General features: G+C 73.9%; 11 protein-coding genes and 2 tRNA genes. 6 read left to right on the top strand and 7 right to left on the bottom strand.

All coding sequences use genetic code 11. The annotated features are described in order from the left end of the window. Positions 1-53: 53 nt before the first annotated feature. A complete protein-coding gene (gene pepN / locus AC4H2G_RS12830; protein WP_494366127.1) occupies positions 54-2,657 on the bottom strand; it encodes an aminopeptidase N in 2,604 nt (867 codons plus the stop codon). Positions 2,658-2,847: 190 nt separating this feature from the next. Here pepN and AC4H2G_RS12825 point away from each other — a divergent pair, with 190 nt between their 5' ends. Together AC4H2G_RS12825 and AC4H2G_RS12820 are read left to right on the top strand one after the other, a co-directional pair. Beyond that, positions 2,848-3,534, top strand: coding sequence for a mycothiol-dependent nitroreductase Rv2466c family protein (locus AC4H2G_RS12825; protein ID WP_494366126.1), 687 nt, complete (start codon positions 2,848-2,850; stop codon positions 3,532-3,534). A gap of 204 nt (positions 3,535-3,738) precedes the next feature. Further along, entirely contained in the window at positions 3,739-4,830 is a 1,092-nt protein-coding gene (locus AC4H2G_RS12820) for a hypothetical protein (protein ID WP_494366125.1), read from the top strand. 77 nt (positions 4,831-4,907) lie between these two features. On the opposite strand, the gene AC4H2G_RS12815 is transcribed toward AC4H2G_RS12820, so the two are convergent. Continuing rightward, positions 4,908-6,965 carry a M13 family metallopeptidase gene (locus tag AC4H2G_RS12815; protein ID WP_494366124.1) on the bottom strand — a complete coding sequence of 686 codons (2,058 nt, stop codon included), beginning with the start codon at positions 6,963-6,965 and terminating at the stop codon, positions 4,908-4,910. A gap of 60 nt (positions 6,966-7,025) precedes the next feature. Here AC4H2G_RS12815 and AC4H2G_RS12810 point away from each other — a divergent pair, with 60 nt between their 5' ends. Both AC4H2G_RS12810 and AC4H2G_RS12805 read left to right on the top strand, forming a co-directional pair. Then, positions 7,026-7,487: a ribose-5-phosphate isomerase gene (locus AC4H2G_RS12810; RefSeq protein WP_494366123.1), complete on the top strand. Its 462-nt coding sequence runs from the start codon at positions 7,026-7,028 to the stop codon at positions 7,485-7,487. Between the two features lies 1 nt (position 7,488). Beyond that, positions 7,489-8,514, top strand: a complete 1,026-nt coding sequence (locus AC4H2G_RS12805; RefSeq protein ID WP_494366122.1) for an Fpg/Nei family DNA glycosylase — start codon at positions 7,489-7,491, stop codon at positions 8,512-8,514. Between the two features lie 41 nt (positions 8,515-8,555). On the opposite strand, the gene AC4H2G_RS12800 is transcribed toward AC4H2G_RS12805, so the two are convergent. After that, positions 8,556-9,923 carry a GNAT family N-acetyltransferase gene (locus AC4H2G_RS12800; RefSeq protein WP_494366121.1) on the bottom strand — a complete coding sequence of 456 codons (1,368 nt, stop codon included), beginning with the start codon at positions 9,921-9,923 and terminating at the stop codon, positions 8,556-8,558. Between the two features lie 221 nt (positions 9,924-10,144). Between AC4H2G_RS12800 and AC4H2G_RS12795 the strand changes: the two genes are divergently transcribed. After that, the gene (locus AC4H2G_RS12795) at positions 10,145-10,486 is read left to right on the top strand and encodes an MGMT family protein (protein WP_494366120.1); all 342 of its coding nucleotides are present in this window, start codon (positions 10,145-10,147) and stop codon (positions 10,484-10,486) included. Between the two features lie 54 nt (positions 10,487-10,540). Here the strand turns inward: AC4H2G_RS12795 and AC4H2G_RS12790 are convergent, their stop codons facing one another. The 4 genes from AC4H2G_RS12790 to AC4H2G_RS12775 form a co-directional block, all read right to left on the bottom strand. Continuing rightward, on the bottom strand, positions 10,541-11,605 hold the full coding sequence (locus tag AC4H2G_RS12790; protein ID WP_494366119.1) for an LLM class F420-dependent oxidoreductase: 1,065 nt from the start codon (positions 11,603-11,605) through the stop codon (positions 10,541-10,543). Positions 11,606-11,759: 154 nt separating this feature from the next. Further along, on the bottom strand, positions 11,760-12,395 hold the full coding sequence (gene epsC / locus AC4H2G_RS12785) for a serine O-acetyltransferase EpsC (protein WP_494366118.1): 636 nt from the start codon (positions 12,393-12,395) through the stop codon (positions 11,760-11,762). 1 nt (position 12,396) lies between these two features. Beyond that, positions 12,397-13,332, bottom strand: coding sequence for a cysteine synthase A (cysK, locus tag AC4H2G_RS12780; protein WP_494366117.1), 936 nt, complete (start codon positions 13,330-13,332; stop codon positions 12,397-12,399). A 456-nt stretch (positions 13,333-13,788) separates the two neighbouring features. Then, positions 13,789-13,859: transfer RNA gene (locus AC4H2G_RS12775), tRNA-Gly, on the bottom strand. A gap of 155 nt (positions 13,860-14,014) precedes the next feature. Between AC4H2G_RS12775 and AC4H2G_RS12770 the strand changes: the two genes are divergently transcribed. Next, a tRNA-Pro gene (locus tag AC4H2G_RS12770) sits at positions 14,015-14,088 on the top strand. Positions 14,089-14,091 lie beyond the last annotated feature (3 nt).

Raw genomic sequence — 14,091 nt, 5'->3', positions numbered from 1 at the left:
GGGACCTCACGCACCGACGGCGCCCCCGAGGGCACGCCGCCGGCGCCGGCGGGTCAGGCGTCGGCGGCCTGGGCCGTGAGGGCGCGCTCGACGCCCGCGAGGTTCTCCACGACGAGACGGCGCAGCGCGGGAGCGGCCTCCGCGTTCGCGTCGAGCCACTCCTGCGTCGCGTCGCGCAGCGCCGCGGTCGCGAGCGGCGCGGGGTACAGGCCGGTGACGAGCGCCTCGGCGATGTGGTACGACCGCTCGTCCCACAGCGGGAGCAGGGCGTCGAAGTACGCGCCGACCAAGGGCGCGAGCGACGCCGGGTCGTTGACGTGCTGGAAGCCCTGCGTCGTCGCCCGCACGATGGCGTTCGGCGCGCCGTCGGTCGCGACGAGCCGGTCGAACGCGGCGCGCTTGGCGTCCGCCGTCGGGACGGTGGCGCGAGCACGCGCGGCCGACTGCTGGCCCGTGGCGGTCGAGTCGTCCGCGAGCGTCTCCTCGATCGCGGCGTCGTCCGCGAGGTCGAGGAGCACGAGGCCCTCGAGGATCTCCCACCGCAGGTCCGTGTCGATCTCCAGACCGTCGAGCGCCGCGGTCCCGTCGAGGAGCCCGCGCAGGGCGTCACCGTGCGCCGGCGTGGACGCGAGGTGCGCGAAGAACTTCACGAGCTGGAACTGGAGGTCCGAGCCGGCGTCCGCCTGACCGGCGAGCTCCCACAACGCGTCGCCGACCTCGACGAGCGTGTCCGCGCGACGCTCCGGCGCGACGTACGTCTTCGCGGCGAGCGCGAGCTGGTTGAGGGTCGTGCGGATCGTCGTGGACTCGGTCTCGCGAGCGATGTTGCCGAGCACGAGGCGCACGTAGTCGCTCGCCGGCGTCTCGCCGTCGCGCGTCGCGTCCCACGCCGAACCCCACACGAGCGAGCGGGCCAGAGGGTCCGTGATGTCGGCGAGGTGCTCGGTCGCGACGGCGAGCGAGGCCCGGTCGAGCCGGATCTTCGCGTACGCGAGGTCGTCGTCGTTGAGCAGCACGAGCTGCGGCCGGTCGAGACCGAGCAGCTCGGGCAGCTCGGTGCGCGGCCCGTCGACGTCGACCTCGACGCGGTGCACGCGGGACAGGGACTGTCCGCCGTCCACCTCCTGCAGGTCGTAGAAGCCGATGCCCAGACGGTGGGGGCGCAGGGTCGGGTGCTCGGCGGTCGCGGACTGCAGCACGGTGAACGACACGATGCGCCCGTGCGCGTCGAGCTCGATCTCCGGTCGGAGCGTGTTGACGCCGGCCGTCTCGAGCCACTTCGCCGACCAGTCGGTCAGGTCGCGCCCGCTCGTCGCCTCGAGCTCGACGAGGAGGTCTCGCAGCTCGGTGTTCCCCCAGGCGTGCTTGCGGAAGTACGCCGCGACACCGGCGAGGAACTGCTCCTGGCCGACCCACGCGACGAGCTGCTTGAGCACCGACGCGCCCTTGGCGTACGTGATGCCGTCGAAGTTGACGAACACGTCCTCGAGGTCGTTGATCGTCGCGACGATCGGGTGCGTCGAGGGCAGCTGGTCCTGGCGGTAGGCCCAGGACTTCTCCATGGCCGTGAACGTGGTCCAGGCCTCGGTCCACTCGGTGGCCTCGGCCGTCGCGAGCGTCGACGCGTACTCCGCGAACGACTCGTTGAGCCACAGGTCGTTCCACCACCTCATGGTCACGAGGTCGCCGAACCACATGTGCGCGAGCTCGTGCAGGATCGTCACGACACGACGCTCCTTGACGGCGTCCGTCACCTTGGAGCGGAAGACGTACGTCTCGGTGAAGGTCACGCAGCCCGCGTTCTCCATCGCGCCCATGTTGTACTCGGGGACGAAGAGCTGGTCGTACTTGTCGAACGGGTACGGGTGCTCGAACGCCTCCTCGAAGAAGGCGAAGCCCTCGCGCGTCTTGTCGAAGACGTAGTCCGCGTCGAGGTGCTCGGCGAGCGAGGCCCGCGCGAACACGCCGAGGGGGATCGTGCGACCGTCCGACGACGTGAGCTCGCTGCGCTCCACGACGTACGGCCCGGCGACGAGCGCCGTGATGTAGGACGAGATGCGGGGCGTCGGCTCGAACGCCCAGCGGGCCACCTCGACGTCGCCCGCGCCGGTGCCTGCTCCTGTGCCCGTCGGGTCGACCTTCGTCCCCAGCGCCTCGGGCTCCGGCGTCGGCTGGTTGCTCACGACCTGCCACGCCGCGGGGGCGGTGACGGTGAACGCGAAGGTCGCCTTGAGGTCGGGCTGCTCGAACACGGCGAACACGCGGCGCGAGTCCGGGACCTCGAACTGGGTGTAGAGGTACACCTCGCCGTCGACGGGGTCGACGAACCGGTGCAGGCCCTCGCCCGTGTTGGTGTAGCCGCAGTCCGCGACGACGCGCAGCTCGTTCTCCGCGGCGAGCCCGTCGAGCGCGATCCGCGAGTCCGCGAAGACCTCGGCCGGGTCCAGCGAACGTCCGTTGAGCACCACCTCGCGGACCGACGGGGCGACGAGGTCGACGAACGTCGACGCGCCCCGCGTGGCGGTGAACCGCACCACGGTGGTCGAGGCGAACGTCGTCGCACCCGTCGTCAGGTCCAGCGCGACGTCGTACGAGCGGACGTCGACGATCCCCGCGCGCTCGCTCGCCTCGGCACGGGTGAGGTTCTCTCCGGGCACTGCAACTCCTCGGTCTCGATGGTGCTCGGTCACGGCCTGTGAGCCACGGACGATCATCCCACGCGTGCCCGGACCCACCCTCGGGGAATACGTCGGGAATACCCGGGACTCGCGCGGTGTCGGGTACAGACGACGAACGCCCGTCGGACACGTCCGGCGGGGTGACCCCGCACGAAGGAGAGCTGAGCCCGTGACCCTTGCCGCGACGTCGGACACGACCGCCCCCGTCACCGCCCCGCACGACCTCGCCGACCCGCAGGCCGACCCGCAGGCCGGCGTCCAGGTCGCCGACTTCTGGTTCGACCCGCTGTGCCCGTGGGCGTGGATGACGAGCCGCTGGATGGGCGAGGTGGAGCAGGTGCGCGACGTGACCGTCCGCTGGCACGTCATGAGCCTCGCCGTGCTCAACGAGGGGCGCGAGCTGCCCCCGACGTACCGCGAGCTCATGGACAAGGCCTGGGGACCGGTCCGCGTCGTCACCGCGGCCCGGGTCGAGCACGGCGACGACGTCGTCAAGCCGCTCTACGACGCGATCGGCACGCGCCTGCACCCCGGCGGCCGGGACGACCACGACGCCGTGATCGCCGAGGCGCTCGCCGAGGTCGGCCTGCCCGCGTCCCTCGCCGACGCCGCGGCGAGCGACGCCTACGACGAGCAGCTCCGGGCGTCGCACGCCGAGGGCATCGGACGCGTCGGGGAGGAGGTCGGCACGCCGGTCGTCGCGTTCGGCGACACCGCGTTCTTCGGTCCCGTCGTCACCCCGGCGCCGAAGGGCGAAGCCGCTGGTCGGCTGTGGGACGGCTGCGTCCTCGTGGCCGGCACGCCAGGCTTCTTCGAGATCAAGCGGACGCGCACCCAGGGGCCCGTCTTCGACTGACCGAGCCGCCGCGCCCTCCCCCGAGGGCGCGGTCCGCCGGTCGCCGTGGGCCCGCCCGCGAGGCCTCCCAGCATCCGTCGAGGTTCGACCCGTGGCCGGACGTCGTGCCATGCTTCATCGGTTGCAGGCCCCGCCGAGAGCGGTCCTGCGCGTCGCCCGGCGACGGCCGGGCGGGTCCGACGAGGAGTCCGCAAGGAGCCGAGCATGTCCCCGAACGCACCCGTGCCGCCCCCGCCGCCGCCCCCCGGCGGCGTCCCGGGGACGCCGGCTGCCCGCCGTGAGGACACGTCGATCGACAGCACCACCGCGTGGTCGGCCGGCGTCCCGCCGACGTTCGCCCCGTCCTCCCCGCCGGCGCAGCGCTCGGAGCCCGCGTACACCGACGGACCCGCCACCGTCGTCCAGTCGGCGGTCCCGGCCCCCGCCCCGACGCAGACCGCCGCGGTGCCCCCGCAGCGGGTGCGGTACGCGACCGACCAGGCCGGCTTCGCCGCCGTCCCGGCGCAGGCACCGGCCTACGCACCACCGCCGGGCTACGCGGCGCCGCCGGCGTACGCGCCGTCGCCCGCCCAGGCGCCGGGCCTCGGCGCGACCGCGGTGACCGCAGCGGCATCCGCACCGGCCACCCAGCCCGCGTACCACCCGCCGGCATCGGCGACCGCTCCGACGGCCCCCGCGCGCGGCACGTCCTCCGGTGGCGGCCAGGCCTCCCCGCCCCCAGCGGGCCGTGCCGGCGGTCGCGGCGGCAGCGGTCGCGGACCGTCCGGGCGGCTGAGCCCGGGCTGGATCGCGTTCATCGTCGTCGACGTGCTGCTCGTCATCGGCGCGGTCGTGTTCGCGATCTCGCTGCTCGGCGGGGCCGACGCTGCGGAGGATCCGGCCGATCCGGGCGCCGCGCCGTCCGCGGGCACCACACAGGACGCCGAGCCCACGACCCAGGCGCCTACGGAGACCGCGACATTCGCGTCCGAGACCCGCAACATCGCGTGCGAGATGACGGACCTGGGCGTCACGTGCTCGATCGCGGAGCTCGCGACGCAGCCCGCGCCGGTCTCCGGCTGCGAGGGCACCGTGGGGTACCGCGTGGTCCTCGACGACGCGGGCGTCAACCAGCCCTGCGTGCCGACGGCCGAGCAGCCGCAGCCCGCCGCGGGCGACGTCGAGGTGCTGCCCTACGGTCAGTCGAAGACCGTGGGCGGGTACACGTGCGACAGCGAGAACACGGGCGTCACGTGCCGTGACGACGCCACGGGCAAGGGGTTCACGGTCGCCAAGGCGGGCATCCGCTCGCTCTGACGGGCCCGCGCACCGACGACGCAGGGGTGGTTCCCGGGCACGCGCCCCGGAACCACCCCTCCGTCACGGTTGGTCGGTCACCAGATGCGCACGCGGTCCTCGGGGGCGAGGTAGAGCGCGTCGCCGGGCTGGACGTCGTACGCCTCGTAGAACTCGTCGACGTTGCGCACGACGCCGTTGCACCGGAACTCGTTGGGCGAGTGCGGGTCGGTCGCGATGCGGCGGACGACCTCCTCGTCACGGCCCTTCGACTGCCAGACCTGGGCCCAGCCGAGGAACACGCGCTCGATGCCGGTCAGACCGTCGACGACGGGCGCCTCGGCGAGCGGCCGGCCGAGCGCGATCCGGTAGGCCTTGAGCGCGATCGACAGGCCGCCCAGGTCGCCGATGTTCTCGCCGATCGTCAGCGCGCCGTTGACGTGGGGGCCGTCCGCGTCGAGCTGCTCGGGACGGTACGCGCCGTACTGGTCGATGAGCGCCTTGGTGCGCTTCTCGAACTCGTCGCGATCGGTGGGCGTCCACCAGTCCTCGAGGCGGCCGGCGCCGTCGTACTTGGACCCCTGGTCGTCGAACCCGTGCCCGATCTCGTGGCCGATGACGGCGCCGATCCCGCCGTAGTTCACCGCGTCGTCGGCGTCGGGGTCGAAGAACGGGGGCTGCAGGATCGCCGCGGGGAAGACGATCTCGTTCATCCCGGGGTTGTAGTAGGCGTTGACCGTCTGCGGCGTCATGAACCACTCGTCACGGTCGAGCGGCTTGCCGATCTTGCCCAGGTCGCGGTCCTGCTCGAACGCGTGCGCGCGCCGGACGTTGCCCACGAGGTCGTCCGGCTCGACGACGAGCGCGGAGTAGTCGCGCCACCTCACCGGGTACCCGATCTTGGGCGTGAACGCCTCGAGCTTGGCGAGCGCCTTCGTCTTCGTGTCCTCGGTCATCCAGTCGAGCCCCTGGATCGACTCGCGGTACGCCGCGACGAGGTACGCGACGAGCTCCTCCATGCGTGCCTTGTGCGCCGGCGGGAAGTGCCGGGCCACGTACTGCGCGCCCACGGCCTCGCCGAGCGCGCCCTCGACGACCGACACGCCGCGCTTCCAGCGCTCGCGCACCTCCTGCGCCCCGGACAGCGTCCGGCCGTAGAAGTCGAAGTTCGCCTCGACGACCTCGTCCGTGAGGTACGGGGCCCGGGCGGTCACGAGGTGGTAGACCATCCACAGCTTCCAGTCCTCGAGCGGCTCGGACTCCCACAGCGCGGCGAAGCCGGTCGCGAAGTCGGGCTCGCGCACGACGACGTCGTCGAGCGAGCCCTCGGGCGCGCCGAGCGCGAGGACCCAGGCGCGCCAGTCGAAACCGGGTGCCTCGTCGGCCAGCGCCACGAGCGTGCGGGGGTTGTACGTGAGGTCCGCGTCGCGGTCGCGTACGACGTCCCAGTGCTTCGCGGCGAGCTGCGTCTCGAGCGCGACGACGCGCTGCGCCGCGTCCTCGGGCGTGGCGCCCCAGGTCTCGCTCGTGACGCCCGCGAGGCTGAGCATCCGCGCGACGTGCGGGACGTACTTCTCGCGCACGGGCGCGTACTGGTCCTCGCGGTAGTACGCCTCGTCGGGCAGGCCGAGCCCGGACTGGTAGAGGTACGCGACGTAGCGCTCGGGGTCCTTCGCGTCGTTGTCGACCCAGAAGCCGACCGCGCCCGCGCCGCCGGTGCGCTGCAGCGCGCCGAGAGCACCGGTCAGCTCGGCCTGCGTCGTGGCCGCCGCGACGAGCGCGAGGTCGGCCTGGAGCGGCGTCGTGCCGAGCGCCTCGATGCGCTCCGTGTCCATGAAGCTCGCGTACAGCGCGCCGACCTTCGCGGCGTCCGGGCCGACGTCGGCGGCACCCGAGGCCACCGCCTCGCCGAGGTCCGTGATGATCTCGCGCACGTGCACCTCGGCCTGGTCGTGCAGCGCACGGAACGCGCCGTCCATCGCCCGGTCGGCCGGGATCTCGTGGGTCGCGAGCCACCGGCCGTTCACGTGCCGGTAGAGGTCGTCCTGGGGCCGCACGCCGGCGTCGAGGGCGGTGAGGTCGATGCCGGAGCCCCGCTCGGCCGGCGCGGCGGCGGACGGGGACCCAGGAGTGGTCGAGGAGGAGGTCTGTGTCATGCGTCTCAGGCTACGGCCTCCCCCCGACGGTCCGGTGGCCTGCTGCGGCATGATGGGCGCATGCGCGTTCACATCGCCTCCGACCACGCGGGGTACGAGCTCAAGGTCCACCTCGTCGAGCACCTCCGGGCCGCTGGCCACGACGTCGTGGACCACGGCGCCCACGGGTACGACGCCCTCGACGACTACCCGTCGTTCTGCTTCGCGGCGGGCGAGGCCGTCGTCGCCGAGGCGGGCTCGCTCGGCGTCGTCATCGGGGGTTCCGGCAACGGAGAGCAAATCGCCGCGAACAAGGTCACCGGCGTCCGTGCCGCTCTCGCATGGAACCTCGAGACCGCGCGGCTGGGCCGTCAGCACAACGACGCGAACGTGGTCGCGGTAGGAGCCCGCCAGCACTCGGTCGACGAGGCCGTGGCTCTCGTCGACGCGTTCCTCGCCGAGCCCTTCAGCGAGGACCCGCGCCACCAGCGCCGCATCGACCAGCTCGCCGCGTACGAGGCGTCGCGCGGCGCCTCCGCCTGAGGTGCCGGAGGGGCACACCGTCCACCGGCTCGCGCGCGCGTTCGGAGACCTGTTCACCGGGCAGCGGCTCGCGGCGAGCAGCCCGCAGGGACGGTTCGCCGCCGGTGCGGCGCTGCTCGACGGCCAGGTGCTCGTGGCGAGCGACGCGTGGGGCAAGCAGCTCTTCCTCGGCTTCGCGAGCGATCGGGGCGACGAGCCCACCCGCTGGCTGCGCGTGCACCTCGGCCTGTACGGAGCGTGGACGTTCGCGGGGGACGGGAGCGCCGCCGTCGTGCACGCGATCGGCGCGCCCCGGCGTCGGGTCGGCGAGCGGGAGACCGTCCCGGCTCCGGAGCCGGGCGGTGGTCTCGTCACAGGGCCCGACGACGCGTGGTCGCCGCCGCCGCCGCGTGGCGCGGTGCGCGTGCGGCTCATGGGGGAGCACGCCGTCGCGGACCTCACCGGCCCGACGGCCTGCGAGGTCGTGACCGGTGACGAGAAGCGCGCCGTCGAGGCGCGGCTCGGTCCCGACCCGATCCGCGAGGTCGGGCCGGGAGACCCGGAGCCGCGCGAGGCGTTCGTCGCGGGCGTGCGGCGCTCGCGCAGCCCCGTCGGGCTGCTCCTCATGAACCAGGACGTCGTCGCCGGCGTCGGGAACATCTACCGCGCCGAGTCGCTGTTCCGGGCCCGGCTCGACCCCCTGCGCCCGGGGCGCGACGTCCCCGCGGAGGTCCTGCGCGACCTGTGGGACGACCTCGTCGTGCTCATGAGGGACGGGACCCGCACCGGGGCGATCGTCACGACACACCCGGAGGACCGCGACGCGGGACCCTCGGCGGCCCTCGCCGTCGGCAGTCCTCCGGCGGCCGGGCGCGGCCGGGCCCGCGTGCGGCAGAACACCGACGGCACGCCCGACGCCGTCCCGGCCGACGAGGCGTTCTACGTCTACCACCGCGACGGGCTCCCGTGCCGCGTCTGCGGCGCGACGGTCCTCCGCTCGGAGCTCTCGGGCCGCAGCCTCTACCGCTGCCCGTCCTGCCAAGTCTGAGCGGGGCGAGGACGAGGCCGGCGGCGGCGCCTCCGAAGGGCTCAGAACACCCAGCTGCACACGGGCGCCACGGGCCAGGAGAACGCCGCGCTCGCACGGGCGAGCGCTCCCGGCGTGTGCTCGGCGACGAGCCCTGCCGCCCCGAGCTCCGCGAGCGTCACGCCACCGAGGTAGGCGGCACCGAGCTCGCGCACGTCGAGCGACAGGTCGGCCGCGTCGTCGGTCCGGGCCGCGTGCGCCGGCCCGAACGCGTCGGCGCGCACCCGCCAGTGCCCCGCGTTGTCCTCGAGCCGGTCGTCGGTGACGTGCACGACGACGTCCACGTCGGCCGCGTACCGGCGCGCGGCGAGCGCGGCCGCCACGTCCACGACCCGCACCCACAGGTTGTCCGCGAGCCGCGGGGACGCGGACCGCGGGTCCACGAGGAGGTGCGTGACGACGTCGTCCACGGGCAGGACGAACGGGACGACCTCGTGCGTGAGGTCCAGGTCGGTGAGCACGCCCCACAGGGCGCGTGCGGCGGCCGCGTCGAGCGCGACGACCTCGCCGGTGCGGACCGGGCCGCGGGGCCCGGTGGGCTCCCAGGACAGGGTGCGGTGGAACCGGGCGTAGCCGCGCGGTTCGCCGTCGAGCTCGACGATCGCGATGCGCGTGGGCTCGCGATCCTTGCGGAACACCTTCGCGTCGTCCCAGAGCACCGCCTGGAGCTCGGGCGTCTCGCGGGTCGCCCACCCGGGCCGGTTGACGGTCCCGAGCCCGGTCGGGTCCGCTCCCGCTCGCTCGTGCAGCCGCGCGACGAGCTCGCCGTGGCGGGCGCGCTCGGCGCGCTCGATCCGGACCGTGTGCCGCTCCGAACCCGGGACGTCGCGCAGCGCGGCCCCCCGGGGAATCGTCAGGCGCAGGTCGTCGGCCGCGCGGCCGTAGCCGAACCGCCCGTAGATCGCCGCCTCGGCGGCGAAGAGCGCCGACAGCGGCTCGCCGCGCTCGCGGCAGCGGGCGAGGTGCTCGTCGACCATCGCCGTGAGCAGGCCGCGACGACGGTGGCCCGGGTGCACCGCGACCCACGTCAGCCCGGCGACCGGCGCCGTGCCGCCCGGGACGGGGAACCGCGAGAACGGGTAGGACGCGCGCAGCGCGACGAGCTCGCGCAGGACGGGCACCGCACCGTCGGCGGGCTCGGCGGACGGGTCGGGCCGCTCGTGCACCACGCCCCGCACGCGCGACCAGGTCAGCGGGGAGGGGCGGTCGAGGATCTCGTCCACCTCGAGCTCGGAGGGAAAGACGGTGCTGTCGAGCTCGAGCACCGCGCGCAGGTCGTCGGGTGCCAGGTCGGTCGGCACGTAGCTCTCGGACAGCCGGCTCGCGCCGCCGTCGGAGGTACCGTCCGTGCTCGCGTGCTGGTGGCTCATGGCACGATCCTCGCCGTCCGTACCTCGCGGCGCCAGGGGATTCGCGCGTGACGAGGCCTGCCACCACAGGCGACGGGCGCGTGGCACGATGGGCCGCACGCCCGAGCCGACCACCACCCGGAGAGCGCCCCCATGTCGCACCCTGCCCACGACCCGGGCACGTACCGGCCGCAGCAGCACCCGCAGCAGGGCTCCGCGCAGCAGCCCCACCCGTTCTCCCGATGACCGAGCCGGCGGCCGAGTACGCCTCGGCGGTGCTCGCGCTCGTCCGGCAGATCCCCGCCGCCCGCGCGATGACGTACGGGCTGGTGGCCGAGGTCGTCGCGGAGTCCCTGCACCGGGGTGGGCCGCGGCAGGTGGGCCAGGTCCTCGCGGGCTCCTCGGGCGTGGACGACGACGGCGCGCCCGTCCCGTGGTGGCGGGTCGTCAACGCGGCGGGCGCACCTCCGGCCCACCACCGGGACGCGGCCCTGACCGAGCTGCGGGCCGAGGGGTGCCCGCTCGTGCGTGACGGCACGCGCGTAGACCTGCGCCGTGCCGTGTGGTTCCCCGAGCAGGACTGATCAGGTCGGCAGCGACCGGGCGGCTGCTGCGGGCTCGGCCGACGTTGCGGCGCGTCAGCCGGTGGTGGCCGCGGACGAGCGAGCTGTGCCGAGCATCCCGGCGATCGTGGTGACCGCCGTCGCGTCGCCCTGCACGAGCAACGTTGTGACGGCCGTGTCCTGCCAGGCACGCAGGTCGTGGGCGATCTTCTCGGACGGGCCGACGAGAGCGACGTCCTCGACCATCTCCGTCGGGACGGCCGCCGCGGCGAGGTCCTTGCGGCCCGCCAGGTAGTGCGCCTGGATCTCGTCGCACGCCGCCGAGTAGCCGAGGCGGTCGAGCGCGTCGCGGTGGAAGTTCGCTCCCTTGGCGCCCATGCCGCCGACGTACAGGGCGAGGAACGGGCGGACCTTGTCCGCCGCGCGCTCGACGTGCTCGTCGACGACCACGGGGACCGTGGCGCTCACCTCGAAGTCGGCGACGGCGGAGCGCTCGGGCGCGCGCCGGGCGAAGCCGTCCGCGAGCAGCTCGCGGAACGCGTCGTCCATGCGCGGCGAGTAGAACAGCGGGAGCCAGCCGTCGGCGATCTCCGCGGCGAGAGCGATGTTCTTCGGCCCTTCCGCGGCGAGGTGGATCGGCAGGTCGGCGCGCAGCGGGTGGACCGTGGACCGCAGGGCCTTGCCGAGACCCGTGCCCGCGCCGTCGGGCAGTGGCAGCGGGTAGTGGGGGCCGGCGCTCGTCACGGGCGCCTCGCGCGCGAGGACCTGGCGCACGACGTCGACGTACTCGCGCGTGCGGGCGAGCGGGCGCGCGTACGGCTGGCCGTACCAGCCCTCGACGACCTGCGGACCGGACACGCCGAGGCCGAGGACGAAGCGCCCTCCGGACAGGTGGTCCATCGTCAGGGCGGCCATCGCGGTCGCGGTGGGTGTGCGCGCGGAGATCTGCGCGACGGCCGTGCCGAGGCGGATCCGTGACGTGCGGGACCCCCACCACGCGAGGGGGGAGAAGGCGTCGGACCCGTAGGCCTCGGCGGTCCAGACCGAGTCGGCACCGAGCCGGTCGGCCGCGACGACCGCCTCCGCGACGCCCTCGGGAGGACCGGCGGACCAGTAGCCGGTGTGGATGCCGAGGCGCAAGGCGACTCCTCGTCGTCGAGGGGGTGGGTGTGAGCGCGGTACCCGGGCCGGCGTGACGGGCAGGGGGATATCCGAAACGCAACGTCCCGGGTACCGCGCTTCCTACCCTAGCGGACCTCGAGGCATGCTCGGGGACCGGCGGATCGGCGACGGATCAGATCACGTACTCGATGAGCAGCGACGGGTCCTCGACCGGGTCGGAGGCGGGGTGGGCGCGCGCGGGCATGCGGACACGGGCGGGCACCCCGACGGCGACCGCCCCCGCCGGGACGTCCTTGACGACGACGGCGTTCGCGCCCACCTGCGCGTCGTCACCGACCCATACCGGTCCGAGGATCTTCGCCCCCGCGCCCACGACCACGCGGTCACCGAGAGTGGGGTGCCGCTTGCCGCGCTTCATCGACCGCCCGCCGAGCGTCGACGTGTGGAACAGCACCACGTCGTCCCCGACGACGGCCGTCTCGCCCACCACGACCCCCATCCCGTGGTCGATGAAGAGGCGCCGGCCGATGCGCGCTCCCGGGTGGATCTCCACCCCGGTCAGCGCTCGCGCCACCTGCGACACGAGCCGGGCCGGGAGGCGGAGCACCGGCTCGCGCCACATGCGGTGCGCGAGCCGGTACGCCCACACCGCGTGGACGCCGGGGTAGGCGAGCGCGACCTCGAGGCGGCTGCGCGCCGCGGGGTCACGGTGCCGCGCCGCCTCGAGGTCCTCGGCGAGGACACGCAGGAACCGCCGCACCCGGGACGGGGTGCCGGCGGGTCCGCGTGCGGGTCGTCGGTCGGTCACGTCAGTCCAGCAGGTCCGCGTAGAGGATCGAGGACAGGTACCGCTCGCCGAACGACGGGATGATCGTCACGATGAGCTTGCCCGCGTTCTCCGGGCGTGCGGCGAGCTGCAACGCGGCCGCGATCGCCGCTCCGGACGAGATGCCGACCAGCAGGCCCTCCTCCTTGGCCGCCCGGCGTGCGAACTCGACGGCGGTCTCCGCGTTGACGTCGATCACCTCGTCGTAGACGGACGTATCGAGGATTTCGGGGACGAAGTTGGCGCCGATGCCCTGGATCTTGTGCGGCCCGGGCGCGCCGCCGTTGAGGATCGCGGACTCCTCGGGCTCGACCGCGACGATCTGGATGCCGGGCTTGCGCTCCTTGAGCACCTGCCCGACACCCGTGATGGTGCCGCCCGTGCCGATGCCGGCGACGACGATGTCGACCTCGCCGTCCGTGTCCGCCCAGATCTCCTCGGCCGTCGTGGCACGGTGGATCGCCGGGTTCGCCTCGTTGGCGAACTGGCGGGCGAGGATCGCGCCCTCGCGCTCGGCGACGATCTCGTCGGCCTTGTTCACCGCGCCCTTCATGCCCTCCGAGCCCGGCGTGAGGATGAGCTCGGCGCCGAACGCGCGCAGCAGGGCGCGGCGCTCCTTCGACATCGTCTCCGGCATCGTCAGCACGACGTCGTAGCCGCGCGCCGCGCCGACCATCGCGAGCGCGATACCCGTGTTGCCGGAGGTCGCCTCGACGATCGTCCCGCCGGGCTTCAGCTCGCCCGACGCCTCGGCCGCGTCGATGATCGCGACGCCGATGCGGTCCTTGACGGAGTTCGCCGGGTTGTAGAACTCGAGCTTGCCGACGACGGTCGCGCCGACGCCCTCGGTGAGCTTGTTGAGGCGGACGAGCGGGGTGTTGCCGACGAGCTTCGTGACGTCGTCGTAGATGCGTGCCATGGCTTCCTCTTCTGTCGACGGCTCGGGACGAGCCGGGGGACCAACGGGGACCAAACGGGTGCGACGGTGCGGGGGCACCGGGTGCTGCGGGGGAGTCTCGGACGAGCTGTCCCGAGAGTCCGTCGCCGCGCGATGTCGCGCGGCGAGCCGACGCCGCGACGACGGGCGGGGCCGTGCGACGGGTGCGCGGAGCGGCAGGCGCGTCCGGCGGTCGTCAGCGACAGCCGTGACAGCGACAACAGGAGGTGCGCGCGAGAGCGCGACGGGGCGATGCGGGACGCGCGGCGATCGCGGTCATTCCTCGCTCCTCCTGCTCGACGGGCGCCGGGGGCGCTCGATGCACCGAGGGTATCCGTCCACGTCGCGGCGCGGCAACGCGGTCCGCCGACCGGACGACGACGGGCGCCCCACCGGGGAGGTGGGGCGCCCGTGAGGCGTGCTGTGATGACGCGCCGGAGCGGGCGACGGGAATCGAACCCGCGTGATCAGTTTGGAAGACTGAGGCTCTACCATTGAGCTACGCCCGCGTCGGTCGGTCGTGCCGACCCGCGGCGCAACCCTAGCAAACGGGAGCGGTCCTCCGGTCGGGGGCCCGCAGGGCCGTGGCGGAGACCGTGCCGTCGACGTCGCAGGTCCCACCCACCCGTACACTTGCGCTGGCCCGCCGTCGCCGGCGGGTGCACGGGGTGTGGCGCAGGTTGGTAGCGCGTCCGCTTTGGGAGCGGAAGGTCGCAGGTTCGAATCCTGTCACCCCGACAC

The organism is Cellulosimicrobium sp. BMG9.23, assembly GCF_059159985.1.
The sequence above is the reverse complement of the archived record's forward strand: the minus strand, read 5'-3'. Positions and strand labels throughout refer to the sequence as shown.

Coding starts and splice junctions, on each gene's coding strand:
- AC4H2G_RS12820 (WP_494366125.1), top strand. CDS start 3,739: ATGTCCCCGAACGCACCCGTGCCGCCCCCGCCGCCGCCCCCCGGCGGC.
- AC4H2G_RS12815 (WP_494366124.1), bottom strand. CDS start 6,965: ATGACACAGACCTCCTCCTCGACCACTCCTGGGTCCCCGTCCGCCGCC.
- AC4H2G_RS12800 (WP_494366121.1), bottom strand. CDS start 9,923: ATGAGCCACCAGCACGCGAGCACGGACGGTACCTCCGACGGCGGCGCG.
- AC4H2G_RS12795 (WP_494366120.1), top strand. CDS start 10,145: ATGACCGAGCCGGCGGCCGAGTACGCCTCGGCGGTGCTCGCGCTCGTC.
- AC4H2G_RS12810 (WP_494366123.1), top strand. CDS start 7,026: ATGCGCGTTCACATCGCCTCCGACCACGCGGGGTACGAGCTCAAGGTC.
- cysK (WP_494366117.1), bottom strand. CDS start 13,332: ATGGCACGCATCTACGACGACGTCACGAAGCTCGTCGGCAACACCCCG.